The organism is Brevibacillus sp. FW306-2-1A-C05A, from assembly GCF_058781555.1.
In genome coordinates this window covers 1-25,770 of record NZ_JBYSWV010000006.1, presented here as the reverse complement: position 1 = coordinate 25,770, position 25,770 = coordinate 1, and the positions used below count along the sequence as shown (strand labels likewise).

The window sequence follows — 25,770 nt, the reverse complement described above, 5'->3', positions numbered from 1 at the left end:
GAATTTGCGCATAAACAGTTTTACCCGCATTGTTTTCATTAACGTCATAAAATTCACCAACATCGTGTCCACTCGTCCCGTTGCATGTTACAATAAGACAACCTATATTTTCCTAAACTGGAGGTTTTCATGCTTAACGTCGGTGTTTCTGCCATCCCGCTCTTGATAATGTTGCTGTTTTACGGTCTAATCATTTATTTGATTTTCAGCCTGATCCGCTTCATGAAAAACAAGACCTCGCTGGACCGCGAACGAAATGAAAAGCTGGACCAATTGATCCAGCTTCTGCAACAACAAGAACAAAAAACGGCCCAGGCCCGCTCGGAGACAGACCGCAACTAACTCCAGCGCCAGGCTGCCTTTGCCCGAGCTGTCCGGCTCGGGCTGTTCCCGTTACACATCGCGCTTTCCGAACAAGCGGACAGCCAGCGCCAACATCACCGCTCCGTAAATAACAGTGTAAAAAAGCATCGCGTCGCTCGGCGGAGACATGGTACCGAATATGCCTTGCGTCGCAAAGGACAGCGGATCGTCTGCCGTGTCAAACAGCACAACAGTCGCTTGCCTGAACAGCGAGTCGGTCGGAAACAGCAGACTGGAAATAATGCCGATGTTGATGAGCGCGTCTTGTCCGATGATCGACCCGATCTGCTCGACAAACCCGCCGATAAAGCTGATCCCGTACAAAATAATCAGGACGATTCCGCCTGTCACCGTCGTCGTCACACTGCTGAGCAAAAGAGACACGCAGACCAGAATGACGGGCATCAGGACAAAATAGCCCAGGGAGGACAACACTTGCTGGGCGCTCACGTCTGCGGCCAGTACGCCTCCGCCCACCCACTGATTGATCCCGAGGATGCCCAAAAACATCAGGATGGCGTAGAGGATGAGCATGCTCGAAAGCCCGCCGAATTTGCCGAGCACGTATTTGTGCCACGGCAGCGCCCGGGCGAGCCACGTATCAATCTGGTGGCTCTCCACTTCAGACGCAATGCTGCCGACGCTGCTTAAAATCGCGAGCAGCGCGGTAATGAAGGAGCCGAAGTACAAGCCCATGCCGAGCAGTTGGGTGGAGAAAAAGTTTTTTTGCATCAGCACGTCGGTCGCGCTGCCTCCCAGCTCACGGCCCAGCTCCCGCGCCGCAAACCAGGTCGCCACGCCAAACAGCAGCAGGAAGGCAAGCGACATCATCATCGTAATCGTAAAAATCCGCTTGGAGAGCATCTCCCTATACGTGATTTTCATGATCGGCCACATGCGCTTCCCCCTCCTTCTTTTGCACCCAGTACAAAAATACTTCCTCCAGCGACTGCTGCTTTTGCACAACCCCATGCACCGCGACGCCTCTGGCGATCAACGCCTGCAAAAGCTCCGGCACCCGATTGTCCCGATCCAGCGTCAGCAGCCACGTAGAGCGGTCAGCGTCTTGTCTGTGCAGCCGCCGGTCAGTGACGAAGGCCGGCAGTTCTTCGCTCGCGGCAAAGCTCGCCGCCTCTACGGTCAGCTCAATCTGAGGAGCGACGCTGCTCAGCTTGCGCCATTCCCCATGCACGACCAGCTCGCTGCGATGGATGATGCCGACGTAGTTGCAGACGCTCTCCATCTCGCTGAGCAGATGGCTGTTGAGAAAAATCGTTTTGCCTTGATCGCGCAGCCTGGCAATCAGCTCGCGCACTTCTTTTCGCCCAATCGGATCAAGCGCTGAAGTCGGCTCGTCCAAAAAAATCAGCTCGGGATCGGACAGTAAAGCGCAGGCGATCCCGATGCGCTGCTGCATGCCTTTGGAGTAGCCGCGAATCCGCTCGCGCTCGCGGCCAGCCATGCCCACCAGCTCCAGCACATGGCGGATGACGGCCTTGCTCTCCGTCCGGGACAGGCCGCACAGCTCGGCATGATGTTCCAGGAGCTGCTGTCCGGTCAGCCAATCCGGATAACGAAACAGCTCGGGCAAATACCCGACTTTTTGGCGCGACGCGACGCTGCCGATCGGGTGGCCGAGCATGACCGCCCTGCCTTTTGTCGGGTGCAACAGCCCCAGCATCGTTCGGACAAAGGTGCTTTTTCCGGCGCCGTTTTGCCCGAGAAAGCCAAACACCGACCCGCGCGGCACTTGCAGCGTAATGTTTTTGCATCCTGCCTTGCCGTCGTACTGCTTGGATAGCTCCCAGGTCTCGATTACGTAATCCGTCATCGGTTTCCTCCTCTTTCTTGCAAGAAACGGGACAAAGCAGAGCCTTCCTCATCAGGAAAGCTCTGCTACTCCCCTCCATTCGACTTGCCTCTCTACTTCAACTGCTTCGCCAAAGCCAGCAGCGCTTCTCCACTCTTGTCACTGCCTTCGAGCATGTGAATTTTTCCGTCCTGCTGCCAGACGAGATGCGTATCGTACTTGCCGGTGACCAGCATGCCGTCCTCGCCGTTTACCTTGACTTCCTTCATGTCGCTCTTGCCGTCAGCCATGTACGGCACCGGAATCGTATGCTTCCAGTCTTTGATGTCGAGCATTTGCTTTTTCACCTGATCCGGAATGAACGGCAGCGCCAGCACTGTCTCGCGCAACTGGAGCAAATCTACGCCCTCTGGCGCTTTCAGCTCAGGCGCGTCGACCACGGAGTAGGAATAGCTGTCTTTGCCAGTGGCGATCCACGTCTTTTGCATCTTCGGAATTTCCAACGAGATGCGCTGACCGTCCAGCTTCTCATCGAATTTCGCCTCTACCTGCAGTTGGGCCAGCAGCTTGTTCGCCCGCTCGGTGTTGATTTCCAGGTGCACGCGATACGGGGAAGTCACCTCTACGCCGTCCACTGTCAGCCCATCCGGCAGCTTCGGCAGCTTGACGCCCGCTTTCTCGGCGGCCTCTCTGCTGTTGTAGTATTGGTTTCGGTTTTCCTGCTTGTCTTTATCCACGCCGTCGATCCAGATTTTCCCGATTCCTTGCAAATCCATCTCGCCGACATTGCCGTTTGCAATCCAGCTTTCCACTTGCTGCAAGTCCTTCGGCGTCACTTTGACAAATTCGACCTTGCTCATGCGGAAAATGGACAGAAAATCATTGGCGGCCGCCTGCACTTGCGGAAAAGAAAGGGATACCGCCACTACGGCTGCTGCTGACGCTGCCGTCATCCAGCGTTTTGTCGTTTTGTTCATCTGTTTCCAGCTCCTTTTCGCGCTGCGCTGCTCGTGGCTGTCCCACTCGCGCAGATCGCTCTTTTTCGTTGTTCCTGCGGTTTGCGAGAAACGCTGCCACGCGGCGTCGGTATCGATCTTCGCCTGGTCCGCCTGGGCAAAAACGTGCGCTTCGATTTTTTCGCGCGTCCAGACATCGAGAGCCATCAGCTCTTCCAGGCGAGCCTGACACTGTTCGCACTCAGCCAGGTGAGCGCGAAACGTTTCGCTTTGCTGCGCGTCGCATTCCCCGTCCAAAAACGTCTGAATCAAGCCTGTGTCGGCACATTTCATCCTTCTTCCCCCCTGACCCGCTCATATAGCCTGCGAAACTTGCTCTTCGCTCGCGCCAGAACCGTCCCGACGGAGCTGGCCTGCATTCCCGTCGCTTTTGCCAGCTCGGCATAAGGAAAGCCGGAGTATTTCATAAGCAGCAAGGTACGTTCCCGCTCATCCAGCTCATCGAGCACCTCGCGGACGTGGCTGAGCGCTTCCTGCTCCAGCCATACTTCTTCGGACGAAGGCATGACACAAGCCTGATCCGCTGTCCCGCGCTCTTGCCTGTCCTGCCTGCGCTTTTCGGAGCGCAGATGGTTGTAGGCCGCATAGAGAGCCGCTTTGGCCAGCCATGCCGGAATATTTTCGATGGCGGAGCGATCTGTATGGTAAAAGGAGAGAAACACTTCCTGGGCGATATCCTCCGCTGTTTGCTGTTCACGCACAATCCGCATGATCTGTCGGACAACGAACGGGTAGTAGGCCGTAAACAGCTCCTGAAACGAGTCCGTTTCCGCTCTGGCCCGCATCTGGTTCACCGCCAGCTTTGCCTGCATCTCCATCAATCCTCCTCCTTCCTGCACAGCCACTGTCTTGACGCTCCCTCTTGCGTTCTACACCTTATAGAAACCGCCGACGCCTTTTTTGTGACAGCAGGAAAAAAATTAATCGCGAAAAAAAGCATCCGGCTTCTCCAGAAACCTCCGGGTCAACTGGTAATGCTCCGTATCCTGATAGCGGATCGGTTGCGCGGGAGATTCGTCAAACGTATAGATGTCCGCGCCGGGGTAGCCCAGCAAGATCGGGGAGTGCGTGGCGATCAGAAACTGCGCCCCTTCCTCGACGAGTTCGCGCATGAGGTACAAAAACGCCAGTTGCCGCTTCGGCGACAAAGCCGCCTCCGGCTCGTCCAGCAGGTAGATTCCTTTTCCGTTAAAGCGGTTGGTGAACAAAGCCATAAACGCTTCCCCGTGCGATTGCGAATGCAACGATCTCCCGCCATAGCTGGCTGTGCCGCCAATCTCGTCGATATGGCTGGCAAACTGGTAGAAGCTTTCCGCCCGCAGAAAAAATCCGTTGGTCTGCTTGGGCATCCACGACAGCCGGATGTAGTCGCCGAGGCTCGCTTCCGCCTTGTCTACGCTGTAGTAGTTGTGGCGGGAACCGCCTGCCGTGTGAAAGCCGCACTGATAGGCGATCGCCTCGAGCAAGGTCGACTTGCCGGAGCCGTTTTCCCCGACAAAAAACGTCACGCTGGCCGCAAGCTCGATCGCTTCGAGCGCGCGCAACGACGGCAGGTCAAACGGGTACCGCCTGGCATCGGGAAACTGCTCGCGCAGCAGCTTGATCGTCCGTAAATAAACCAATATTTTCCCCTCCACCCTCACTTTTTTGCCGAGCCACGCCGATACAACCATATAGGGGGGAGTATCGGTGGACAAGGTTTCCTTTCTTCAGGAAAAAAGCGCCTTTCATATGAAATATCCAGAACAGAGCGATCTCTCCTTTTACCGGTGGTTCACACAGCAACACCCGGATGAAGCGATCGGCTGGTATCATCTGGGCCAGGCCCGCGAGGCACAAGGAGACACGCGACAGGCGCTGGCCGCTTACAGACAAAGTCTTTTTGCCAAACAAGGCCCCTATTACGACGAGGCGCGAGACGCCTATCAAAAATTGCTGCGCGAGCAAAGCCGCCAAGGCTGGCGCAACCGGGCACGCCTGCTTCTCGCTTCGCTCGCTTTTTTGTACGCCCAATTTGTGTTTTCACCCGGACCTTTGCAGGATGGGGCGCCTGCTGCCAGCGCGCAGCCACAGGCAGTCCCCGCCAGCGCGCCTGCTCCTGTGCAGCCGCACGTCGAGGTGATTGCCGTTCCCGCGACGCTCAGCCCCAAGGAGTTGCAAAGCCAGGTGCGTCGCTATGTAGAGGCGCGGCGCCCGGCGCTCGCACAGCCTTACACCGTACTCGTTGTTCCAGAGGTTCCCGGCTCGCCGCTGTTTACGCCGTTGTTGTTTTATCAGCCCAAACAGGTGCTGGGCGTTCTGCAGTACAATCCAGTCAGCCGGACGGTCATCAGCCAGCGCTGGTTCGGTTCTCCTGCCAGCTTTGATGCGGGGGCGACGCTGGCAGCCGCGAGAGGCGATCTGGCAGTCGAGCAGCAAACGTTGCAGCATGTGCTGACATTGCGCAACTCTCTCTATCGCTACTACCAGCAAAAAGGGACTCTCCCTGCCAGTCTGGCGGATTTGGCGGGCAGCTATCCCGGCAACTATTTGCCGCAGGTTCCGCTCCCGCCAAAGCGGCTGCTGCTGAAAAGCTACCCGTACCATCCGCACGCTTTTCAGAGCGGATCGGCATGGGCGAGCCTGCGCGACGTCCTGCCGCTGCCAGGCTATCCGGAGCCGCTGTCGCCGCTCGCCCCTCTCCAGGTCCGGCTTTCGCAAAAGTCGCATACGCTGCAACTGGTCAGCGGTACGCATCTCGTCCGCAGCTATCCGGCAGCGATCGGCAAAAACGACTCGACACCCGAGGGCTACTACACGATTTTGCAAAAGATCAACCAACCGCGCGGCCACGACAACATTTACGGAACACGCGGTCTGGTGTTTCAAGGCAACGGCTACGCCATCCACGGAACCAACCACCCCGAGAGCATCGGAACGTCCGTCTCGCTCGGCTGTGTCCGGCTGTTCAATGCCGCCGTGGAGGAGCTGTACACCTTTGTCTCGCTGGGCACGGAATTTATCATCTCGAATGCCCCCGTACCCGCCCAGCCGTGGAGCAACCCGGCTCTCTTCATCCTTCCGGCGGGACCCGAGGAAGAGACGCCCAACGTCATATACACCTGGCTGCATTAATCTCCCTATGAAAAGACGAACCAGTATCATCGCTGGTTACGTGGCGATTCCATCCAAAAAAACGCGATGACCGCTTTGCTCGCGGTAAGCGGTCATCGCCATGTTTTTGCCCGGCGGCAAACCTCGTTTTCCACTGAAAAAAGCGCGCCCCCGCCATCGGGAACGCGCCTTATTTTTTATGGCCTTATTTTTCTTCTTCCAACTGACTGATCGTTTCTTCCTGTTCTTCTTCCGGATTCCAGTAATCGAGCACTTTTCCTTGCAGAACTTTGCCTTTGACAAATTCCACCTGCTGCTCGCTAAAATCCTCTGTCCAATCGACGCCCAATTCCTCAGCCAGCCGCACGACAGTCAGCAGCTCTGACCAGGCGACGTAACGTTTGTACCAGAAAAACTGTGGCTGCTCGTTCATATATGGGTAAAGGTCGTCAAAATCGGTATGTTTACAGTCGAGAGCTCGCTCAAAATTCACTTTGGCTCGGCGTAATTGGTCCTTGAAAAAAGTGGGCAAATCTCTTTGTGCGAAGTCAGACATGGACTGTCCCCCCTGTCTCCCGATTTACTGGTATTGTACCACGCGAAAGAAGATGTGCAAATAGTTGAATCTGTCGAGTTGTCTATCCTATGCTACTCAACCGCCATTCGTTCCATTGGGATCAGTCTGTTGCTGAGCGCCATCTACAGGCTGTGCCGGCTGCTGATTGCCGCCTGTAGAACCGCCTGATTGCCCGTTGCCCGGATTGGCGATGTCTGGCGGGATTTCGCCAGCATTTCCCGGGTTTCCTGGATTGCCTTGATTTCCCTGGCCTCCGTTCGGATCTTGGCCGCCTGGTTGGCCGCCGTTGCCCGGATTGTTGTTGCCGCCAAAGTTCGGCGGGAACTGGATCGTGCCGTCGCCGTTGTCGGTTCCTGTTCCGTCCGGGTTTTGCTCCTGGCTGTTGCCGTCCTCGTGATGGCCATCTCCTGCATTAATCAAGTTTTCCAGGTTTTGCGAGTTAATGCTCGTAATCGGCGAAGGCGTCTGCTCCTCGCCCTGGGCGTTGCGCGGAACGACGACATAGCGGTACTCGTTCGGATTATCCAGCGCATCGACGAACGTCGTGTCCTTCAATCCCGCCGCGATCAGCTCGCGCTCGCCATTTTGCTTGACGCGGTACACATCGTATGTGTAATCAGGCGCTCCGCCAATCCAGCTCAAGACGACTTTCAACTGGTTGTTGTCGAGTGTCAGGTCTGCCGCCAGTTGCAGCGGTTGGGCTGCTTCTTCCTCCGGCTGTTCCTCCACTGCGCCATCCGGCCGCACGAAGTCTGTCGCCTTCACGCCCTTCAAGCCTGCTGCGAGCACCTTGGAGAACATTTGCGCGGTCAAGCTGCTGCCCTGGCGCATCAAGTGCTGTTTGTCCTCGGGGTCGAAGCCCATCCAGACGGCGCCGACGTATTCCGGCGTATAGCCGACGAACCAGGCATCCTTGTTCACGCTGCTGTCCCCGGCGATCGACTGGGTCGTACCCGTTTTTCCGGCAACGTGGCGACCGGAGATGCGGGCCGCTTTCCCCGTCCCTTCCTGAACCGCTCTTTCCAACATGGTGTGAACAGCCCAAGCCGCTTTCGGCTTCAGTACTTCGGTCTGTTTGCCTTCGTACTCCCGGACGACACCTTCGCTCTTGTTTTCGATTTTCGTGATCGTGTGCGCCTCGGACATGACCCCGCCGTTGACAAAAGCGGTATAGGCTTGCGCCATTTTCAGCGGAGACGTCCCTTTGCTGAGACCTCCGAGCGCAATCGCCAGGTTACGGTCCTCCGGCGCCAGCTCGATGCCGAATTTTTGCAAGTAATCGATGCCTGTTTGGACGCCGATCTCATTCAACAGCCAAACCGCCGGCACGTTGAGGGAATCGATCAACGCGCGGTTCATGCTTACGGAATCGCTGTATTTGTTGTTGTAGTTGCGAGGCTCGTAGCCGTTAAAGCTCTGCTTTTTGTTGCTGAGCGAAGAATTTGGCCCCCACTTGCTGTCTGAGTCAATCGCTGGCGCGTACACAGCCAGCGGCTTGAAGCTGGAGCCCGGCTGACGCTTCATGTCTGTCGCGTAGTTGAAGCCTTTTGCCGCGTAGTTGCGGCCGCCCATCATCCCGGCGATGCCGCCGTTTTTCGCATCCACGACGATCATGGCCGATTCGACGCCGCGCTTCGCCCCGTCTTTCGGGAAGTTTTTCGCGTTGGCATACTCGGCGATCATGGCATCCTGCACTTTCGGATCAAACGTCGTGTACACTTGCCAGCCGCCGCGGTACAGCTCTTCCTCTGTCACGCCGTACTTGGCGTCCGCTTCCTCTACCATATGGTCGAAAAAGGCGCGGTAGCCTTTTTTCAGGCTGGCTCCGGCTACTTCCGTCGGTTCGGTTGGCAGCGGCTCTGCCTGCGCTTCGTTTTTTTGCGCTTCGGTAATGATGCCCTGCTCATACATCAGGCGAATGACGGTATCCCGGCGCAGCTTCGCCTTTTCCGGGTCGTTGAACGGCGAATAAGTCGTCGGCGCTTTCGGAATCGCCGCCAGCATCGCTGCTTTGGCAATGGTGAATTCGTCATCGCTGACAGAGTGTCCGAAGTAGTAGTTGGACGCATCCTCGACGCCGAACTCCCCTTCGCCCAAATAGACGCGGTTTAAGTACATTTCCAAAATCTGATCCTTCGAATATCGGCGCTCCAGTCCGATCGCGATACTCATCTCTTTCGTCTTGCGCCAAAACGTTTGGTCCAGGGTGAGAAATACGTTGCGGGCTAGCTGTTGGGTAATCGTGCTTCCCCCTTCAGCCAGTGAACCTTTTTTAATGTCATTGATAATGGCTCCGCCGATCCGGATCATGTCGACGCCCTTGTGCTCGAAAAAGCGTTTGTCCTCGACGGCGAGGAACGCGTTAATCAAAATTTTCGGCATCTCGTTGATCGGCTTGTATTCACGGTTTTTTTGACGAATCAGGCTCGTCATCTCTTCGCCGTTTTTGTCGTATATGACGGTTGGTTCTGTTTTCAAATCTTTCAGCTTCTGTTCGTTTTCCGCAATCATCCGGTCTCCCGCATACAACAGGGAGAAGTATCCCCCAATGACGCTCAAGATGAGAAAGACTGCGAATCCTACGGCAATCATCAGCAAGTTGTTTTTCTTCTTCCTGACTTTCTTCTTGGCCTTTGTTGCCATTTCTTACCTCCTGGTTTTCTCTCTCCCCCGCATCTTATATAGACGGATGCTTTTGAAAAAAGTTTCTTCCTTTTGGTTTTGGCACGTGTCTATCATTCCATACTGATTCCCATTTGTCACTGGAAAAGCCTATCTCCCGAGAGAGATAGGCTTTTTTTACGGAGCAAAAACCATTTATTTGAGCAGCTCTTCTGCTGTTGCGACCACATTTTCCACCGTAAAGCCGTACTCGCGCATAATGCGCTCGCCTGGTGCGGATGCGCCGAACTGGTTGATCGCGATGACTTTGCCGCCATCCCCGGCGTAACGCTCCCAGCCCATCGGAGAGCCCATTTCCACGGCTACCCGTGCTTTTACCGTTGGCGGAATGACCGCATCGCGGTATTCTTTCGGCTGGCGCTCGAACAGGTTCCAGCTCGGCATGGACACGACGCGCGCTTCGATTCCGCGGGAGAGCAGCTCTTCGCGGGCTTGCATCACCAGAGACACCTCGGAGCCGGTAGCCAGCAGGATGAGCTGCGGGTTGCCGCTTGGCGCATCCGCCAGTACGTAAGCGCCTTTGGTCACGCCTTCTGCCGCTTTTTCGATCGTCTCAGGCAGGACTGGCAAGTTTTGGCGAGTCAGCACCAGAACGACTGGCTCGTCTGTGCGGGATACCGCGTATTTCCACGCTTCGTTCGTCTCCACCGCATCTGCCGGACGCAAAATGGTCAGTCCCGGCATCGCGCGCAAGGAAGCGAGCTGCTCGATCGGCTCGTGCGTCGGACCGTCTTCGCCGACCGCGATGGAGTCGTGCGTGAACACGTACACCACTGGCTGTTTCATCAGGGCAGAGAGACGGATCGCCGGACGCAGGTAGTCCGAGAAGACGAAGAACGTACCGCCGTACACTTTCACGCCGCCGTGCAGGGCCATCCCGTTGAGGGCAGCACCCATGGCGAACTCGCGAACGCCGAACCAGATGTTGCGGCCCTCGTAGGAGCCTGGCAGGAAGTTGCCCGCTTCTTTGATGACGGTGTTGTTGGAATGAGCCAGGTCAGCGGAACCGCCGAGGAAAAACGGAACGGTTTTCGCCAGCGCGTTGATCGCGTTGCCGGAAGCTACGCGAGTCGCCAGTTTGGCTCCTGCTTCGTACACAGGCATGTTCGCATCCCAGCCTGCCGGCAGGTGGCCTTCCTGTGCTGTCGTGAATTGCGCAGCCAGCTCTGGGTACGCCTTGGCGTAAGCCGCAAACTTGTCGCGCCACGCGGCTTCCGCTTTTTCGCCCGCTTCTGCCAGGCTTGCGTAGAAGTCAGCTACTTCCTGCGGCACGTGGAATTCGTTTTCATGCGTCCACGCGTAGTTCGCTTTTGTCAGCTTCACTTCGTCCTTGCCGAGCGGTGCGCCGTGGGAAGCGCTGGAGCCGCCTTTGTTCGGGCTGCCGTAGCCGATGACGGTTTTGACTTCGATCAAGGTAGGACGGTCGAGATCTGTTTTCGCTTCTGCAATTGCAGCTTCGATCGCTGCCAGATCGTTTCCGTCTTCTACGCGCAAGTATTGCCAGCCGTATGCCTGGTAGCGTGCCGCCACGTTTTCCGAGAAGGAACGGGACAGCTCGCCGTCCAGGGAGATATCGTTCGAATCGTAGAGCACGATCATTTTGCCGAGCTTCAGGTGAGCCGCCAGGGAGGAAGCCTCGCTGGACACGCCTTCCATCAGGTCGCCGTCGCCGCAAATGACGTAGGTGTAGTGGTTGACGATGTCAAAGTTGTCGCGGTTGTAAACAGCCGCCATATGTTTTTCCGCCATGGCCATCCCGACAGCCATCGCGATTCCTTGTCCCAGCGGTCCGGTCGTCGCATCAACACCAGCCGTATGCCCAAACTCCGGGTGGCCTGGCGTCTTGCTGCCCCACTGGCGGAAGTTATGTAGGTCTTCCAGCGAAACATCGTATTTCATCAAATGCAACATCGAGTATAATAGCATAGAGCCATGTCCTGCAGACAGGACAAAACGGTCGCGGTCCATCCACTGCGGATTGCTAGGGTTGACCTTCATGAAACGGCTCCACAGAACATGAGCCATAGGGGCAGCGCCCATCGGCATTCCCGGGTGGCCGGAATTGGCCTTTTCGATGGCATCAATCGCCAACGTGCGGATGGTGTTAATGGATAGCTGATCGACAGACGTATGCTGAGTCATCTCGCGAAATCCTCCCTGTGCTTTTCTATAAGTCAATACGTAGTATCGGGTAAAACACACTGTGCCATTATAGCACAGTTCAAAGTCAGATTCATGCTTGCTTTCATAGAATAAGGAGGTCTTTTTCGAATGTCTTCTACCATCTACCTCATCATTGGCATCGTGCTGGCAATCGCCGGGTTCGGCATGCTGTTTGCCGCCATGAGCAGCTCGCCCGTCCTGAAAAAGAACAGGGAAAAACGGCGCAGACAAGCTGCGGAAAATCATCGTCCAGAGGAAGGCTGAGAAAAGGAGCTGCGCTATGCGAACCCATTTTACCATGCCGGTTGCCGTGCATCTTTTTCTCGTGAGAGGCAACGAGATTTTGCTGCTGCGCCGCTACAATACAGGCTATGAGGACGGAAATTACAGCGTCCCGGCCGGACATCTGGATGGAAACGAGGAAGTCAAGACAGCGGCCATCCGCGAAGCCCGGGAAGAGTGCGGCATCGAGATTGCTCCCTCTGCCCTCTCGCTCGTCGGCGTCATGCACAGGCGCTCCACCGACGAGCGAATCGACTTTTTTGTCGCCGCCACAAGCTGGCAGGGCGAGATCGTGAACGCCGAACCGGACAAATGCGACGAGCTGGTCTGGGCGGACCTCGACCAGTTGCCGGACAACGTCATTCCGTATGTCAGACAGGCGATTGCCAATTACAGGCGGAACAAGTGGTTTGACAGCTTCGGCTGGGAGCTGCCCGCGGCGCCTTCCCCAACATGAAAAAGAGCCGGCTGTCCTGGGCGTTTTCCCTCTCAGGCAGTCGGCTCCTTTTGCAATTCTCCCCTGTGCTTCGCGCTTGTGGCTCCCATCCAAAGCTTCATTCGCATGTACTGGCGAATCGTGATGTAGGAGACGGCGGCCACAACTGCCGTCACCAACGTAATTTTCCTGTACTGGTACACTCCTGCCAACAGCGCGTCCAACTCGTCCGGGAACCAGTAGCCCATGAGAAAATAATGAAGGGTCCAGACGAACGTGCTGGGCAAAAAAAACAGCAAAAGCTGGCGCAGCGGCAACCGATACAAGCCCGCAGCAAAAGGAACGAGGTAGCGAACCACCGGGATAAAAACGCTGATCGCCAGTACCCAGCCTACATATTCCCGCTCCCTTTGCCCAAGTCCCCATCCCGGGCGCAGGCGGGCAGCCCAGCGGCGGCCGAACAGCCGGGCCAGAGCAGGTGCGCCCATCCATGCTCCGGCGATGTAGCTCGCCGCCACTCCGATGAGCGCCGCCAAAAAAACGGCTGCGTACACAACGGAAAAAGCCGCATCCTCATGCGCGATCTTTGCGCCCAGGCTCATCACCGAAACTTCATCGGGAACGAGCTGCCGTAAAAGTTCTTTCCATAATTCCCGCAAAAACGTTGCGTAGTCTGTCATCGCCACCGCCGCTCCTTCTCTCCATCCTGCTCTCTATGCTACAGGGTAAACCTTTCTAAAATGGAGAGAATGCCTTACGTTTTTGGAAAGGATTTATGAAGAATTTCTTAAGAAAGCGGTCGCGGCTGCGTCCAGCCATTGGCGAAGCCTGATCTGCACAAAAAAACGCGCTTATCACCGCCGCATCCTAAGAGCGGCAGATAAACACGCCTCGTTCCGGTTTTTCTTTTTTTCGGTTAGCGGCCGTCCAGCGCCTTGCGCTTGCTGCGCACGGCTGACATGGCCTCCATAAACTCTTCTTTTTCAATGACATTCAATTCGTACAGCTCGCGAATCTCGTCCTCTATCAAGAGCAGATCCCCCTCCGGGTCTCCCGTGTAGATGAACAAACCGAAGCGTTGCAGAAACGCCTTTAAATCGAACTCATTGGGGTTCGCTTTCAATGGGCTCCCTCCAGATCGATTTCCATCCTCGCGAGGACGGCATCGTAGTCAAACTCGACAGCAAAGCCGGTAATGACGATGATCTTCGCATGCGGATACGCTTCCTGCCACGCCTCCTCCTCTTCAGGCTTCAATCCGACAATGTACAGCGGATCTTTGGAAAGCTGGGGATGTCCCTGGCACAGACGCAAAAATTCGCGGCATCTGTCCTGCTCCTGTGCCGCATTCAAGACGAGGACCGCGCGCGTCACCTCATTCGACTCCCGTTGCCCGGCGATCAGCTCAAACGTTTTCGCTGTAGGCACGATCGCATTCACCTCAGGAAAGCGGTCGAGAACTTCATCCAGCCAGTCATCTTCATGCCAGGCCAGGTAGTACAGCATTGCAGTAGACATGTGACAAACACCTCATGGATATATACTGGACAACTTGCAAAACGATTCTTGTTTCTTTTCCATTATAGCACGCTATCGGCAATGCTGCCCACGCCGCTCGCTTGACTTCGACACTTCGTTCACGTAAGGTGGAAAATGCAAGCAAATAGTAGCTGATATTTGTGTGAAACGAGGTAAATGTTGTGAATAAGAAGTACCTGGCCCTCTTGTTCTTCATCGCCTTTTTGACCATGCTCGGGTTTGGCATCATCATTCCCATTCTCCCTTTCTTTGCAGAAAAACTGGGTGCGTCTTCCTTTCAAATCGGCGTTTTGTTCGCCAGCTACAACATCATGCAGCTATTGTTCGCACCTGTATGGGGAAGCCTCTCCGACCGGATCGGGCGAAAGCCGCTCGTCTCTTTTGGCCTTCTCGGCTTTGCCGTCACGTTTATCCTGTTTGGGATGGCGGACAGCTATGCGGAAATGCTCATGTACCGCATCCTGGGCGGCATCGTCTCCGCAGCGGCTCTGCCTACGGTAACAGCCATGGTCGCAGACCTGTTTCCGTCTGAAGAGCGGGCAAAAGGAATGGGCGTAGTCGGTGCCGGAATCGGGCTCAGCTTTGTGTTCGGCCCCGTCATTGGCGGCCTGCTCAGCGGGTACGGGTTTGCGATTCCGTTTTACGCTTCGGGAATCGTCGCGTTCGTTACGTTCCTCTTCATTCTTGTCGCCTTGCCGGAGAGCTTGCCCAAGGAAAAGCGGACGAGCCTGCAAAAAGAAGCAAGGGAAAACCCGTTCACTTCTCTGTTCGGTTCCCTGTCTTTGCTCTATGCGATCCTGTTTGTCGTCTCGTTCGCCTTTTCCGGGCTGGAGACGACCTTTGCGCTGTTCATCAGCGATCTGTACGGCTTTACGTCCAAAGACCTCGGCTACATGTTCCTCGTCATGGGCATTATCGCGGCCTTGGTGCAGGGCGGCCTGATCGGCAGGCTGGTCAAGCAGTTCGGGGAAGCCTCTGTGCTTGCGCTGGGGATGATCTTTTACGGCATCGGCTTTTTCGCGATTCCGCTGTCCGGCAACTTTTGGGCGCTGGCCTTGATTTTGTCCTTGTTCGGGGCTGGACAAGGCATGATCCGGGCAACCGCTACCGCGATGATTACGCAGCGCACTACGCAAGGGCAAGGCGTGACCAGCGGGGCGATCAGCTCGATGGACAGCCTCGGACGGATTTTGGGTCCACTGGCAGGCGGCGCGGTCTACCAATTTTCCCACAGCGGACCGTTTTTTCTCGGCGGCGTCCTGATGGTGCTGATTCTGCTCTGGTTTTTCGGCAGCTATCGGCGGCTGCCCGACCCGGAGCCGACCATGCAAACCTCGAATTAAGCAAAAGCCCGTATGCGCGGCAAACGCCAAAGGCAGCGGAAGTCCCGGACTGTTTTCTCGTCCGCGGCCTCCGCTGCCTTTTGGTTTGCTCAAGCTCCAGGCAAAAGCGAGTTGCGCCTATGCTTCCTGCATTTGCATCCAGGCGAAGTACGACTCATCCAGTTCGGCTTGCACCTGCTCGATTTGCTTTTGCCACTCCGCCAGTTGCTGGTAGTCCGCCCCTGCCTCCAGAAGCAGCCTGTTCAAGCGCTCTTTTTGCTCCTCCAGTCTGGCAATGCGCGCTTCCAGCTCGGACAGCTTGTAGGCATTGGGGCGTTTTGTCTGTGCGCAAGCGGGCGCGCCTGCCGAAGACGGTTTGCTTTCTGCCGCTGGCCGCTCTGGCTTGGTCCCTTTGCCGCGCGATTCCTCCGCGAGCCTGTCAGCCCGCGCTGCGCTGCGCCGCTTCTGCTTTTCGCGCGCTTCCTCATAGTTGCCGACGTCGTGCACAAGCTGTCGGTCCTCCACCCAAAAGACGCCGTCGACCATTTTTTGCAAAAAATAGCGGTCGTGGGAGACGATGAACAAGGAGCCGTGAAAATCAGCGAGCGCTTCCTCAAGCGTTTCCCGCGCTTCGATATCGAGATGGTTGGTCGGTTCGTCCAGGATGAGCAGGTTGATGTCCTGGTGCATGAGCTGGGCCAGGCGCAGCCGCATGCGCTCGCCGCCGCTCAACTGGCTGATCCGCTTGAAGACATGCTCGCCGTAAAACAGAAACCGCGCCAGCAAATGCCTCGCTTCTGCCTCCGTCACCTTCGCCACGTCGCGGAACGCGTCGATCAGCCGCTGGTTTTGGTCCCCTTCCAGCGCTTGCTGCGAAAGATAACCGACCTTGACGCTGCTGCCCAGTTTGAGCGTGCCCGCATCCGGCTCGATCTCGCCCAACAGCATGCGGATCAGCGTCGATTTTCCGCAGCCGTTCGGCCCGAGCAACGCCTTTCGCTCCCCGAAGCGCAAAAGCAGGCTGGCGTCGGAAAACAACGGCTTGCCCCCGTACGCTTTGTGCACGCCTTTTACGATCAGCACATCCTGGCCGCTCCGGTCGGTCTTATTGAACTGCAAGCCCATCCGGTCGGCTTCCATTTTCGGCCGCTCGATCCGCTCGATCCGCGCCAGCGCCTTTTCCATGCTCTTCGCCCGGCGGTGAAACGCTTCGTTCGGCGGGTTGGAGCGGTTACCCCACTCTTTGAGCCGCTTGATCGTCTCCTTCATCTTTTTGATTTTTTTCTGCTGCTCCTGATAGGCGGCAAACTGCCGCAGCAAGCGCTCCTCCCGTTCGGCGGCAAAAGCGCTGTAGTTGCCGATGTAGTACTCCGCTTCCCCGCCGTCGACATGGTAGATCGACGTCACGACGGCATCCAGGAAGTAGCGGTCGTGGGAAATAATCAACACCGTTCCCGGATAGCTCTGCAAAAATTGCTCCAGCCACTCCATCGCTTCCACATCGAGGTGGTTGGTCGGCTCGTCGAGCAGCAGGACGTCGCTTTTTTGGCACAAAAGCTTGGCCAGCCCCGCCTTCGTCTTTTCGCCCCCGCTAAGCTGGGCAAAAGGCGTCGCCAAAAGCTCCGCGCTGACGCCTAAGCCTTGCGTCACCTGCGCCATGCGCGTCTCCCACTGGTAGCCTTCCAACTGCTCAAACTCGTCCTGCAGCTTCTGGTAGCGCTGCATCAGCCGATTCAACTCGGCCTCGTTTTCGTAGAGCAGGGCCATCTGCCCTTCCAGCTCGCGCATCTGCTCTTGAATGTGACGCACATCGGCAAACGCGCTTGCCACCACATCCTCGCCCGTCCAGTCTGCCGGGTAGTGCGGAGACTGCGGCAAGTATGCCCATACCGTTCCTTTGGCGCGGTACAACTCGCCCGCATCCGGGCTTTCGATTCCGGCCAGCAGCTTGAACAAGGTCGTTTTCCCCGCTCCGTTCGGCCCGACGATCCCTACCCGCTCGCCCGCCTTTATTTCCAGTGTAACGCCTTGCAGAACCGGATCGGCTCCGTACGATTTTTCCAATTGTGTAGTCGCGACGATAATCATGAGTTCATTTCCTCCCTGGTTAGTGATAACGGTTTAAAATAATGGACTTCCTTGGCTGGCCCCGGCCGACTTTTGCCCCCGCGCTTGCCCGCGAACAGGCAAAAATGGACGCAAAAAAGCCGCAGGCCATTACCTGCGGCATCGTAAGGGGAGCCACTCGCCAGCGCAAAACGCCGCGCGAGTCAGTCACCCATTATGAACAAGAACAAACCGTCCCTGGTCGATGCATGGTACGCCTGTGGAAACTCCGTTCAGTTGTATGCGCAAAAATGGGCAGACTGGTCCCGTTGAAAGAAAAATCATGCGTCATACTGGAAGTTTCTACCACAAACCATGCCTGAACAGTTCCGAACACGTACATACACCTCCATTCCCAAGGATTAGGTAAATCTTATCCACCATCATATACCAGCTTCACGCGAAAAACAAGCGCCAAAACGCTGCTTGGGAAAACGCCTACTGCCCTTGCGCCTGACCCTCGAACAGCGGCTTGTTCGTATCCGCGTCTATAAACGAGATCGTCGTGTACGGTGGGAGCTTCACTTTTGCCGTCAAATACGGGTAGGCGATCACTTGCGGATACATCATCCCCGGCGCAGGCTCTGACTGCTTGACGTACACAAAAAGCTGCTCCCATTTTTGCTCGACCTTTGTAACTTGCAAGCCATAGCCGGGATGGGGAGCCTGGCCGCGGGCAATGACGTACAAGTCTCCCCGCTGATGGACGCCCCGCTTTCCTTTGACCGACTCGATGAAGTCCTGCTCTTCTTTGCTCAACTGTTTTTCGTCCACGAGGACAAATGCATCGTTTTGCGCTTTCGACACGATTTCCACCGCCTTTTTCTCCTCATTCCAGGCAATCTCATGCCCTGCCTGCTCCACGAGCCAGCGCAGCGGCACGTACACCTCTTTGCCGCGGACGAGCGCAGCCTCGCCGCCTGCTACCGGCTTGCCGTCCACCGTCACTGTTCCCGCGTCCAACTGGAACACAATCGTCCGCTCGCCCAGCTTCAACTGCCCTTTTTGTCCGTCGAGCGTCCAGGCCGCTTGCAGTAAGCTGGCTGCGTCCGCGGCAGACACGTATGTTTTCTGCTGCTGGAGAATCGCCTGCTTTTGCAGAGCCGCAGCTTTTCCATCTACCAAAACCGTCGCCGTTTGCGTACCGCCCGTTGCCGCGAGCGCCGGGGCCACGGCAAAAAGCTGGAGGCTCAGCGCAACGGCCATCCATGTCTTTCCTCTCATCTTTGTTCCTCCATTCCATTGCTGTCGGATTGTTTCTATCTTGTTAGACTTTCGGTTGTTCTTATTCGTTTCAGTGCTTGCGCCTAAAAAAAAGCGGCCTGCCATCTGCGGCAGGACCGGAGCTTTTCCTGGCGCAAGCACGCTTTAGTGCAACAGCCAGTTTCCCATCAGCACGACGGCTGGAATCGTCAATAGCGCCAGCAGTGTGGAAAACACCGTCGTCATCGCGCCCATTTCCTCGTCGGCCTTGTACCGCCCGAACAGAATCGAGGCGAGCGTCAACGTAGGCATCGCCACCTGCACGAGCGTGACGCTGACGATATCGCTGTCCAGCGAAAAGGTCGACAGCAGCAAGGCCGTCAGCAGCGGAAAGACGAACAGCTTGAAGGCCAGCGGCATCCCGAGCAGCGGGAGGGACACTTGCGGCTTGTTGCGCAAAAACAGCGGAAGCAGCATCCCGATGTACATCATGGCGAGCGGCGAAGCCAGCTTCGCGAGCGTGCCGAACAGATGCTTGACCGGCTCTGGCGGGGCAAAGCCGACCAGGGCGGAGCCAAGTCCGAATACAATCGCAATCATCGGAATGTTGACAAGCGTCTTCAGCCCTTTCAGCGAAAACGAGCCTTTTTCCTGCAGCATCATGACGCCAACCGTCCAGAGCACGACGTCTACGCCAGCGTCAAAGATCGCCGCCAGCAAGGCGCCTTTTGGCCCGAACAAGGCGGCGCACAGCGGAAGCCCGATGAAGCCGGTGTTGCCAAGCCCGGACAAAATCGCGATTTCCCGCCGCTTTTTCGCAGGCAACGGCAGCGTCCTGGCCCCCGCCCAACCGAGAAAAATGCCCAGACAGTTCAGGACGATCGAAATGACGAATATTGCAAAAATTTGAATCAAAAGCTGATGGTCGATTTGCGTCTGAAAAATTCCGTCCAAAATGATACACGGCATCGCCACGTTGATAATGATCGTAATGACAAGCTGACGGGAATCGGCCGTCAGCGGCTGGCGGTAACCGATCAGGCTACCGATGCCGATAATGACGGCCATGATGAGAACGGATTGCTGCAACGTTTGAAATTCCATCGCCCGCTTCCCCCGCCTACATTTCTACTGGCAGCCATTGCAGTTCTTGTGGCTCGCCTTTGTCGCAAGTTCGGAGCACATCGCCGCACAGCGGGACAGCCTTCTCCAGCGGGATGCACCAGGAGAGCGGAAACACCGCCTCGCCGCCTTCAATGACGAGCGACGCCATCACCGCGCTCTGCTCGCCCGTGGTCAACACAAAATGCTGCTCGCCCGGCTCGTGTTCCTTCCATTGAACCAGCACCTTGCCTTTGTTTCCGCCAGCCACCACCAGATCCACATGGTCGCCGTAAGCCGCATGCACGAGCGTCCGGTTCACGCCGTCCAACTGCGCAATTTCCCGCAATACTTCATGCCAGGCTACGTGTTTTTGCTCCGTTCCGCTTGCATCCGTGTACATACGCCAGTCGTTTAACATGCTGATTGACTCCTTTTATCGGTTCGTTGTTGTCCCATCTATTTCACCGCTTTTTCTCCATAAAAAAAGCAGGCAAACTCCCAAGGTCGTACTCATTGTACGCTATGTGCGCCCACAACCTCAACCACTACTTGCACAATAAGCGGCTCTCATTCGCACATAGCCCCGGGGCAATTGGAGAATCCTGAAAAGGAACCGTTTGCGCAAAAACCAATTCATAGTAACCGAATCGGATTTAGCATTTTTATGATTGACAAAGCCCGATGAGCCTACTACTATGAATCCATGAAATTCGATCAACATAAAGGGGATTATCATCATGAAAAAAGTCATTTTCTCTACTCTGCTCTCTTGCCTGTTGTTGGGACTCGTTGGCTGCAGCAGCTCCGGCGCGCCTTCCCAATCCGATAATGCAACGCCGCCAGCAGCGTCGCAAAACCTGCTGGAAAAAGTCAAAGCGGAGAAAAAGCTCGTCATCGGAACGGAAGGTACATACTCGCCGTTTACGTACCATGACCAGTCCGGCAAACTGACCGGATACGATGTCGAGGTCGTGACCGAAGTCGCCAAGCGCCTTGGCGTCGAGCCGGTGTTTCAGGAAACCCAGTGGGATGCCATGTTCGCCGGACTGGATTCCAAACGCTTTGACGTGATTGCCAACCAGGTAGGGATTCGCCCAGACCGCCAGGAAAAATACGATTTTTCCAAGCCGTACACGATCTCCCGCGCCGTTCTCGTCACCCATAAGGACAATACGGGTGTAAAAGGCTTCGCTGACATCAAAGGCTTGAAGGCCGGCCAGTCCATGACCAGCAACTACGCCGACCTCGCCCGTTCGCACGGAGCGGAGATCGTCGCCGTCGACAACTTCAACCAGGCGATTGACCTGATCGCACAAAAACGCGTCGACGTCGTCATCAACGACAACCTGTCCGTGCTCGACTTCCTGAAGCAAAAGCCGGACACGCCAATTCAGATCGTGACCAAAAACGAAGAAGGCCAGCCGACCGCGTTCATGTTCCGCAAGGGCAGCACAGAGCTGGTGGACGCGATCAACAAGGTGCTCGATGACATGCACCAGGACGGCACGCTGAAATCCATCTCCGAAAAATGGTTCGGCGAAGACATCACCAAGTAAACGTTCGTTGACAAAATTGTCCGTCCCTTTTAGCATGTTCCTATCAAAAAAACATATCGGTTTAGTGGGGGTTCCTTTATGAAAAAACTATTGTTTTCCGTTCTCGCATCTACCTTACTGGTCGCTTTGACAGGCTGCGGCTCCTCTTCTTCCCAAGCGCCACAAAACAACGCAGCACCAGCAGCGAGCGAAGAGAAAAAAGAGCAAAACTTGCTGGAAAAAGTAAAAGCGGACGGAAAAATCTTGATCGGGACCGAGGGCACTTACGCTCCGTTCACCTTCCACGACCAATCTGGCAAGCTGACCGGCTATGACGTAGAAGTCGTAACGGAAGTCGCCAAGCGCATCGGCGTCGAGCCTGTGTTCCAGGAAACCCAGTGGGACGCCATGTTCGCCGGACTCGATTCCAAGCGCTTTGACGTCGTGGCGAACCAGGTGGGAATCCGCCCGGACCGTCAGGAAAAATACGATTTCTCCAATGCGTACACCGTTTCGACGGCCGTTCTTGTGACCCACAAGGACAACACGACCGTCAAAGGCTTTGAAGATATCAAAGGCTTGAAAGCGGCACAGACGCTGACGAGCAACCTCACGGACATCGCGAAGAAAAACGGCGCAGAAATCGTCGGGGTAGAAGGCTTCAACCAGGCGATCGACCTGCTCACTTCCAAGCGTGTCGACATCACGATCAACGACGGCCTGTCGCTGTTGGACTTCCTCAAGCAAAAGCCGGATACGCCGATCAAAATTGTCGCCAAAGATCCGAACGTCGCGAAAAACGGGTTCCTCTTCCGCAAAGGCAGCACAGAGCTGGTTGACGCGTTCAACAAAGCGCTGGATGATATGACGAAAGACGGTACCCTCGCAAAAATTTCCGAGAAATGGTTTGGTGCAGATGTTTCTAAGTAACTTCTTTGACAACCCGGAACGCCTGAACCGATGGATGGATATTGCGCAAAGCTCCTTTCTGCCTCTTTTGAAAGGAGCCTTGCTCTATTCTTTGACGCTTGCCATCGTTTCTTTTTTCTTCGGCCTGATTATCGCTGTTTTAACCGCTTTGGCCCGCCTGTCCGGCATCAAGCCACTGGTGGGCATCGCCCGTTTTTATGTATCGCTCATTCGCGGGACGCCGCTCTTGGTGCAACTGTTCATCATTTTCTTCGGCTTGCCGAGCGTCGGCATCATGATCGACCCGTTCCCTTCTGCGATCATCGGCTTTTCGCTCAGCGTCGGCGCCTATTCTTCCGAAGTCGTGCGGGCTGCCATCCTGTCCATTCACAAAGGACAGTGGGAAGCGGCGTACTCGCTCGGGATGACCTACTGGCAGGCGCTGCGCCGGGTCGTGCTTCCCCAGGCAGCACGCGTCTCTGTTCCGCCCCTGTCCAACTCGTTCATCAGCCTGGTCAAAGATACGTCGCTGGCGGCGGCGATTCTCGTTCCCGAGATGTTTCGCAAGGCACAGGAGATCGTCGCCGCGACCTATGAGCCGCTGCTCGTCTATTCGGAGGCGGCGCTCATTTACTGGATGATTTGCTTCGTCCTCTCTTTCATCCAGGACCGGATTGAAAACAAGCTGGACCGCTACGTCTAAAAAGCAGGTGAACCCAGATGATTACCATCACGGATTTGCATAAACAGTTTCACAACTTGCACGTGTTAAAAGGCATCTCCCTGACCGTGGAAAAAGGAAAGGTCGTCGTCATCATCGGCCCTTCCGGCTCCGGGAAAACGACGCTGTTGCGCTGCCTGAACGCGCTGGAAGTGCCGACCAGCGGCAGCGTGCAGATCGGCGAGGTCAAGCTGGACTTTTCGCAAAAGCTTGAACGCGCAAGCATCCCGCGGCTGCGCAAACAGACAGGGATGGTGTTTCAAAGCTACAACCTGTTTCCGCACATGACCGCCGTGGAAAACGTCATGGAAGGCCCTGTGACCGTCAAAAAGGAAAGCAAAGAGAGCGCGCGGGCCAAAGCGGCCAAGCTGTTGTCCAAAGTAGGGCTAGGCGACAAGCTCGACCATTACCCGGCACAGCTCTCCGGCGGCCAGCAGCAGCGTGTCGGGATTGCCCGCGCGCTGGCGATGGACCCGCAAGTCATGCTGTTCGACGAGCCGACCTCTGCGCTCGACCCCGAGTTGGTCGGCGAAGTGCTGAAAGTCATGAAGGAGCTGGCCCAGGAAGGGATGACGATGGTCGTCGTCACGCACGAAATGGGCTTTGCCCCCGAAGTGGCCGACGAGGTCATTTTTATGGACCAGGGCGTCATCGTCGAGCGCGATACCCCGGCCAAGCTGTTCTCGTCGCCGCGCGAGGAGCGCACCCGCCAGTTTTTGCAGCATTTGAAGGCGTAAAGCTTCTGGCTTTGTTCCAACAGTTTGTTCCAACAGTTCGAAAACTTGGTCGCGCCAAACCATTGGCGCTGCCTTAGTTCCGCTTTTACGGATAAGAATCTTTTCTCTGTACAAAAAAGACTCTGCCGGCTCGGCTCGCAAGCCGCGTGCAGAGTCTTTTTTGCTTATGCTGCCAATCAGAGCTTAATCATCCCAGAAAGAAGTGACCAGAAGAATGATGAGGATGATCCAGAAAAACCCGCCACCTCCGAAGCCAAAACCGCCGCCGCGCCTGCATCCCATGGCTTTCCTCTCCTCTCTTCTCACGTCGTAGAGCAGAGCTGACCTTGCAAAGGACCAGCACTTCTTTTCAGCTTATGACAGCCGACTGCTGTCCGTATGGATGCCTGTCTAGTTGATCGGCAAAATAAAAAAAACAGGTGCTTGCCCTCCTCGCTTGCACTACGCCCAAAATTAACAAATGCTTCATGCTGCCTCTACTCTCCCTTAACATGTCCGCACTATGATGAAATTGTCAGACCCTACGATGGACATTACGTCCTCCATTGCCGCCCGAATAGCCCCCTTCTAGATCGGGCGGGCTTTTTTTCATGGTCTGGTACGCGATCAGGAAATCCTTTACAATACAAAAAAGAAGCCGTATTTTCTGAATTTTGTCGGGGAGGTCATGTTCGCCTTGGGTTATCAGCAAGCATTGGAGCAATACATCGCCGCTACGAACACGCACGACTTTTCGAACGTGGAAAAGGTGCTGCACCCGCAGGCCGTCTACTGGTTTTCAGACAAGACCTGCACCTCGCTGCCTGAAATCCGCAGCTACTTCGAAAACGCCTGGAACGTCATCAAGGAAGAAGTGTACGCCGCGACTGACGTGCAGTGGATCAGCGCCGACCAGCACTCCGCGACCTGTCTGTACACGTACCGGTACGAAGGCTATTACAACGGCGAGTTCGTCTCCGGGAGCGGACGGGCCACGAATGTGTTTGTCAAAACGGAGGCAGGCGAGTGGAAGCTGATTCATGAGCATTTGAGCAGTGAGCCGAGGTAATGGGGAGTAGCAGGTCCAAAAGCGTGATTGGCAAACATTTGTTGATAAAAAAGCGAGACCCTGTGGGCCTCGCTTTTCACGTACAGATAAGAATGGATAAGATTCTTGTCCAGTATAAGGGCAACGAAGGCTTCGCCAGTGGCTTGGCGCAGCCAAGTTTTCTAATCTGCCTAGCCGATGTCTTTGCTAGAACAGCCCTTATTCAAACCGCGTAAACTTCTCTTCCGCCCGCGTCCGTGGGCGAGCTTCCGGCACATCTTCCTGGTCGAAAAAGCCGAGGTGCAAAAAGCCGACGATCTTCTCGCCTGGCGCCACGCCCAGAAGCTGATGCGCTTTTGGGTCCCAGTTGTGCTGGTTTGTCTTCCAGACGACGCCGAGATTGCGCTCCCAGGCCAGGAGCTGGAAGTTTTGAATCAGCGCGCAAACGGCGCTGAAGTCTTCTTCCCACTGCTTTTGCCGCGGGTCTTCCGGCATGATGACGATCAGGTAAGCGGCTGGCTGGTTGTACATCTCGCGGCGCGCCGGGTGCGTTTCCGCCGGATAGACAGTAATCAGCTTCTCTACAAACGCTTCCTTTTTCTCGGACGGCACAAACAAAAAGCGCCATGGCTCACGCAAACCGTGGTTCGGTGCGTACACCGCATCATTCAGCAGTTCCAGTACGAGTTCTTCCGGCACGGCATCCGGTTTATAGCCCTTTTTAATCGAGCGGCGCTCGCGAATGACTTTGGCAATGGACATATGGTTCACCTTCTTTGGATGGACATCAGCATTTCGTGATAATGGTTATCAGTATCATATGTTAGCGCTTGCTTGGCGGAAAAGCAAGAAAAAGATGGCCGCACCTGCCCTTTGCACTAACAGCCAAATTTTCCTATCCATACACCTTCTCTAAAATATTACTACTTTTGCTTTTAAGGAAGAAACAACAAAAACCCTACGGAACCGGGGCTTTAATTTAAATGAATTTATTACCCATTAAAAGGTTCAGCATTTTCACCTTTCACGTTTAGCCAAATTACTTTATCCTCTAGTCCATACAAAATAACTGATTGTACGATGAAGTATGTCTGTGGCAATTTTTATGACTCACAGTACTTCTAAAATAGAGTATCCATTAAACC

At 55.6% G+C, this 25,770-nt stretch carries 26 protein-coding genes; 10 read left to right on the top strand and 16 right to left on the bottom strand.

Translation table 11 applies throughout. The annotated features are described in order from the left end of the window. The first annotated feature begins 129 nt into the window (after window positions 1–129). Window positions 130–342, top strand: a complete 213-nt coding sequence (locus AC3WJN_RS06795) for a hypothetical protein (protein ID WP_007787286.1) — start codon at window positions 130–132, stop codon at window positions 340–342. A 51-nt stretch (window positions 343–393) separates the two neighbouring features. On the opposite strand, the gene AC3WJN_RS06790 is transcribed toward AC3WJN_RS06795, so the two are convergent. The 5 genes from AC3WJN_RS06790 to AC3WJN_RS06770 form a co-directional block, all read right to left on the bottom strand. Further along, window positions 394–1,260, bottom strand: coding sequence for an ABC transporter permease (locus AC3WJN_RS06790; protein ID WP_492329228.1), 867 nt, complete (start codon window positions 1,258–1,260; stop codon window positions 394–396). Then, window positions 1,232–2,194, bottom strand: coding sequence for an ABC transporter ATP-binding protein (locus AC3WJN_RS06785; RefSeq protein ID WP_007787290.1), 963 nt, complete (start codon window positions 2,192–2,194; stop codon window positions 1,232–1,234). The genes AC3WJN_RS06790 and AC3WJN_RS06785 overlap by 29 nt, the downstream gene beginning before the upstream one ends. Before the next feature lie 92 nt (window positions 2,195–2,286). Further along, window positions 2,287–3,462, bottom strand: a complete 1,176-nt coding sequence (locus AC3WJN_RS06780) for an anti-sigma factor family protein (protein WP_283858056.1) — start codon at window positions 3,460–3,462, stop codon at window positions 2,287–2,289. After that, window positions 3,459–4,007, bottom strand: coding sequence for an RNA polymerase sigma factor SigX (locus tag AC3WJN_RS06775; RefSeq protein ID WP_007778996.1), 549 nt, complete (start codon window positions 4,005–4,007; stop codon window positions 3,459–3,461). Before AC3WJN_RS06775 ends, AC3WJN_RS06780 begins: the two co-directional genes overlap by 4 nt. A gap of 102 nt (window positions 4,008–4,109) precedes the next feature. Beyond that, complete coding sequence (locus tag AC3WJN_RS06770; RefSeq protein ID WP_007778994.1) at window positions 4,110–4,811, bottom strand: AAA family ATPase; 702 nt, start codon at window positions 4,809–4,811, stop codon at window positions 4,110–4,112. A 67-nt stretch (window positions 4,812–4,878) separates the two neighbouring features. Here AC3WJN_RS06770 and AC3WJN_RS06765 point away from each other — a divergent pair, with 67 nt between their 5' ends. Further along, window positions 4,879–6,303 carry a L,D-transpeptidase gene (locus AC3WJN_RS06765; protein WP_007778989.1) on the top strand — a complete coding sequence of 475 codons (1,425 nt, stop codon included), beginning with the start codon at window positions 4,879–4,881 and terminating at the stop codon, window positions 6,301–6,303. Window positions 6,304–6,487: 184 nt separating this feature from the next. On the opposite strand, the gene AC3WJN_RS06760 is transcribed toward AC3WJN_RS06765, so the two are convergent. The 3 genes from AC3WJN_RS06760 to tkt all read right to left on the bottom strand — a co-directional run bounded on the left by AC3WJN_RS06760 (window position 6,488) and on the right by tkt (window position 11,683). After that, complete coding sequence (locus AC3WJN_RS06760) at window positions 6,488–6,838, bottom strand: hypothetical protein (protein ID WP_005836536.1); 351 nt, start codon at window positions 6,836–6,838, stop codon at window positions 6,488–6,490. Window positions 6,839–6,934: 96 nt separating this feature from the next. Next, window positions 6,935–9,502, bottom strand: a complete 2,568-nt coding sequence (locus AC3WJN_RS06755) for a transglycosylase domain-containing protein (protein WP_005836537.1) — start codon at window positions 9,500–9,502, stop codon at window positions 6,935–6,937. A gap of 174 nt (window positions 9,503–9,676) precedes the next feature. Further along, entirely contained in the window at window positions 9,677–11,683 is a 2,007-nt protein-coding gene (gene tkt / locus AC3WJN_RS06750) for a transketolase (protein WP_005836539.1), read from the bottom strand. 129 nt (window positions 11,684–11,812) lie between these two features. Here tkt and AC3WJN_RS06745 point away from each other — a divergent pair, with 129 nt between their 5' ends. Both AC3WJN_RS06745 and AC3WJN_RS06740 read left to right on the top strand, forming a co-directional pair. Beyond that, complete coding sequence (locus tag AC3WJN_RS06745; RefSeq protein ID WP_005836541.1) at window positions 11,813–11,968, top strand: hypothetical protein; 156 nt, start codon at window positions 11,813–11,815, stop codon at window positions 11,966–11,968. Between the two features lie 16 nt (window positions 11,969–11,984). Then, on the top strand, window positions 11,985–12,443 hold the full coding sequence (locus tag AC3WJN_RS06740) for an NUDIX hydrolase (protein ID WP_005836543.1): 459 nt from the start codon (window positions 11,985–11,987) through the stop codon (window positions 12,441–12,443). Window positions 12,444–12,475: 32 nt separating this feature from the next. Here the strand turns inward: AC3WJN_RS06740 and AC3WJN_RS06735 are convergent, their stop codons facing one another. The 3 genes from AC3WJN_RS06735 to AC3WJN_RS06725 all read right to left on the bottom strand — a co-directional run bounded on the left by AC3WJN_RS06735 (window position 12,476) and on the right by AC3WJN_RS06725 (window position 13,940). Continuing rightward, window positions 12,476–13,102 (bottom strand): DedA family protein, encoded by a 627-nt coding sequence (locus AC3WJN_RS06735; protein ID WP_005836546.1) that lies wholly within the window; start codon window positions 13,100–13,102, stop codon window positions 12,476–12,478. A 236-nt stretch (window positions 13,103–13,338) separates the two neighbouring features. After that, on the bottom strand, window positions 13,339–13,545 hold the full coding sequence (locus AC3WJN_RS06730; protein ID WP_007778978.1) for a YqgQ family protein: 207 nt from the start codon (window positions 13,543–13,545) through the stop codon (window positions 13,339–13,341). Further along, a complete protein-coding gene (locus AC3WJN_RS06725) occupies window positions 13,542–13,940 on the bottom strand; it encodes a hypothetical protein (protein WP_005836550.1) in 399 nt (132 codons plus the stop codon). Before AC3WJN_RS06725 ends, AC3WJN_RS06730 begins: the two co-directional genes overlap by 4 nt. A gap of 182 nt (window positions 13,941–14,122) precedes the next feature. On the opposite strand from AC3WJN_RS06725, the gene AC3WJN_RS06720 reads away from it, so the two are divergent. Beyond that, window positions 14,123–15,304 (top strand): MFS transporter, encoded by a 1,182-nt coding sequence (locus AC3WJN_RS06720; protein ID WP_005836552.1) that lies wholly within the window; start codon window positions 14,123–14,125, stop codon window positions 15,302–15,304. A 117-nt stretch (window positions 15,305–15,421) separates the two neighbouring features. Here the strand turns inward: AC3WJN_RS06720 and abc-f are convergent, their stop codons facing one another. The 4 genes from abc-f to AC3WJN_RS06700 all read right to left on the bottom strand — a co-directional run bounded on the left by abc-f (window position 15,422) and on the right by AC3WJN_RS06700 (window position 20,114). Continuing rightward, a complete protein-coding gene (gene abc-f / locus AC3WJN_RS06715) occupies window positions 15,422–17,371 on the bottom strand; it encodes a ribosomal protection-like ABC-F family protein (RefSeq protein WP_007778966.1) in 1,950 nt (649 codons plus the stop codon). 456 nt (window positions 17,372–17,827) lie between these two features. Further along, window positions 17,828–18,613 (bottom strand): stalk domain-containing protein, encoded by a 786-nt coding sequence (locus AC3WJN_RS06710; protein WP_007778965.1) that lies wholly within the window; start codon window positions 18,611–18,613, stop codon window positions 17,828–17,830. 144 nt (window positions 18,614–18,757) lie between these two features. Further along, a complete protein-coding gene (locus AC3WJN_RS06705; protein ID WP_005836557.1) occupies window positions 18,758–19,696 on the bottom strand; it encodes an AEC family transporter in 939 nt (312 codons plus the stop codon). A 16-nt stretch (window positions 19,697–19,712) separates the two neighbouring features. After that, window positions 19,713–20,114, bottom strand: a complete 402-nt coding sequence (locus AC3WJN_RS06700) for a hypothetical protein (RefSeq protein ID WP_005836559.1) — start codon at window positions 20,112–20,114, stop codon at window positions 19,713–19,715. Between the two features lie 319 nt (window positions 20,115–20,433). Between AC3WJN_RS06700 and AC3WJN_RS06695 the strand changes: the two genes are divergently transcribed. From AC3WJN_RS06695 to AC3WJN_RS06675, 5 genes are all read left to right on the top strand, one after another. Then, window positions 20,434–21,252 carry an amino acid ABC transporter substrate-binding protein gene (locus tag AC3WJN_RS06695; RefSeq protein ID WP_007778961.1) on the top strand — a complete coding sequence of 273 codons (819 nt, stop codon included), beginning with the start codon at window positions 20,434–20,436 and terminating at the stop codon, window positions 21,250–21,252. 78 nt (window positions 21,253–21,330) lie between these two features. Next, entirely contained in the window at window positions 21,331–22,161 is an 831-nt protein-coding gene (locus AC3WJN_RS06690; RefSeq protein WP_005836563.1) for an amino acid ABC transporter substrate-binding protein, read from the top strand. Continuing rightward, entirely contained in the window at window positions 22,148–22,843 is a 696-nt protein-coding gene (locus tag AC3WJN_RS06685; RefSeq protein ID WP_025843858.1) for an amino acid ABC transporter permease, read from the top strand. The genes AC3WJN_RS06690 and AC3WJN_RS06685 overlap by 14 nt, the downstream gene beginning before the upstream one ends. A gap of 17 nt (window positions 22,844–22,860) precedes the next feature. Then, on the top strand, window positions 22,861–23,598 hold the full coding sequence (locus AC3WJN_RS06680; RefSeq protein ID WP_007778958.1) for an amino acid ABC transporter ATP-binding protein: 738 nt from the start codon (window positions 22,861–22,863) through the stop codon (window positions 23,596–23,598). Between the two features lie 676 nt (window positions 23,599–24,274). Beyond that, window positions 24,275–24,646: a YybH family protein gene (locus tag AC3WJN_RS06675; protein ID WP_005836571.1), complete on the top strand. Its 372-nt coding sequence runs from the start codon at window positions 24,275–24,277 to the stop codon at window positions 24,644–24,646. A 198-nt stretch (window positions 24,647–24,844) separates the two neighbouring features. On the opposite strand, the gene AC3WJN_RS06670 is transcribed toward AC3WJN_RS06675, so the two are convergent. After that, window positions 24,845–25,387 carry a nitroreductase family protein gene (locus AC3WJN_RS06670; protein ID WP_005836576.1) on the bottom strand — a complete coding sequence of 181 codons (543 nt, stop codon included), beginning with the start codon at window positions 25,385–25,387 and terminating at the stop codon, window positions 24,845–24,847. Window positions 25,388–25,770: the final 383 nt, after the last annotated feature.

Excerpts from the sequence above, each read along its gene's own strand:
- AC3WJN_RS06795 (WP_007787286.1), top strand. The coding sequence starts at position 130 with ATGCTTAACGTCGGTGTTTCTGCCATCCCGCTCTTGATAATGTTGCTG.
- AC3WJN_RS06790 (WP_492329228.1), bottom strand. The coding sequence starts at position 1,260 with ATGTGGCCGATCATGAAAATCACGTATAGGGAGATGCTCTCCAAGCGG.
- AC3WJN_RS06785 (WP_007787290.1), bottom strand. The coding sequence starts at position 2,194 with ATGACGGATTACGTAATCGAGACCTGGGAGCTATCCAAGCAGTACGAC.
- AC3WJN_RS06780 (WP_283858056.1), bottom strand. The coding sequence starts at position 3,462 with ATGAAATGTGCCGACACAGGCTTGATTCAGACGTTTTTGGACGGGGAA.
- AC3WJN_RS06775 (WP_007778996.1), bottom strand. The coding sequence starts at position 4,007 with ATGGAGATGCAGGCAAAGCTGGCGGTGAACCAGATGCGGGCCAGAGCG.
- AC3WJN_RS06760 (WP_005836536.1), bottom strand. The coding sequence starts at position 6,838 with ATGTCTGACTTCGCACAAAGAGATTTGCCCACTTTTTTCAAGGACCAA.
- AC3WJN_RS06755 (WP_005836537.1), bottom strand. The coding sequence starts at position 9,502 with ATGGCAACAAAGGCCAAGAAGAAAGTCAGGAAGAAGAAAAACAACTTG.
- tkt (WP_005836539.1), bottom strand. The coding sequence starts at position 11,683 with ATGACTCAGCATACGTCTGTCGATCAGCTATCCATTAACACCATCCGC.
- AC3WJN_RS06745 (WP_005836541.1), top strand. The coding sequence starts at position 11,813 with ATGTCTTCTACCATCTACCTCATCATTGGCATCGTGCTGGCAATCGCC.
- AC3WJN_RS06740 (WP_005836543.1), top strand. The coding sequence starts at position 11,985 with ATGCGAACCCATTTTACCATGCCGGTTGCCGTGCATCTTTTTCTCGTG.
- AC3WJN_RS06735 (WP_005836546.1), bottom strand. The coding sequence starts at position 13,102 with ATGACAGACTACGCAACGTTTTTGCGGGAATTATGGAAAGAACTTTTA.
- AC3WJN_RS06725 (WP_005836550.1), bottom strand. The coding sequence starts at position 13,940 with ATGTCTACTGCAATGCTGTACTACCTGGCCTGGCATGAAGATGACTGG.
- abc-f (WP_007778966.1), bottom strand. The coding sequence starts at position 17,371 with ATGATTATCGTCGCGACTACACAATTGGAAAAATCGTACGGAGCCGAT.
- AC3WJN_RS06710 (WP_007778965.1), bottom strand. The coding sequence starts at position 18,613 with ATGAGAGGAAAGACATGGATGGCCGTTGCGCTGAGCCTCCAGCTTTTT.
- AC3WJN_RS06705 (WP_005836557.1), bottom strand. The coding sequence starts at position 19,696 with ATGGAATTTCAAACGTTGCAGCAATCCGTTCTCATCATGGCCGTCATT.
- AC3WJN_RS06700 (WP_005836559.1), bottom strand. The coding sequence starts at position 20,114 with ATGTTAAACGACTGGCGTATGTACACGGATGCAAGCGGAACGGAGCAA.
- AC3WJN_RS06695 (WP_007778961.1), top strand. The coding sequence starts at position 20,434 with ATGAAAAAAGTCATTTTCTCTACTCTGCTCTCTTGCCTGTTGTTGGGA.
- AC3WJN_RS06690 (WP_005836563.1), top strand. The coding sequence starts at position 21,331 with ATGAAAAAACTATTGTTTTCCGTTCTCGCATCTACCTTACTGGTCGCT.
- AC3WJN_RS06685 (WP_025843858.1), top strand. The coding sequence starts at position 22,148 with ATGTTTCTAAGTAACTTCTTTGACAACCCGGAACGCCTGAACCGATGG.
- AC3WJN_RS06680 (WP_007778958.1), top strand. The coding sequence starts at position 22,861 with ATGATTACCATCACGGATTTGCATAAACAGTTTCACAACTTGCACGTG.
- AC3WJN_RS06670 (WP_005836576.1), bottom strand. The coding sequence starts at position 25,387 with ATGTCCATTGCCAAAGTCATTCGCGAGCGCCGCTCGATTAAAAAGGGC.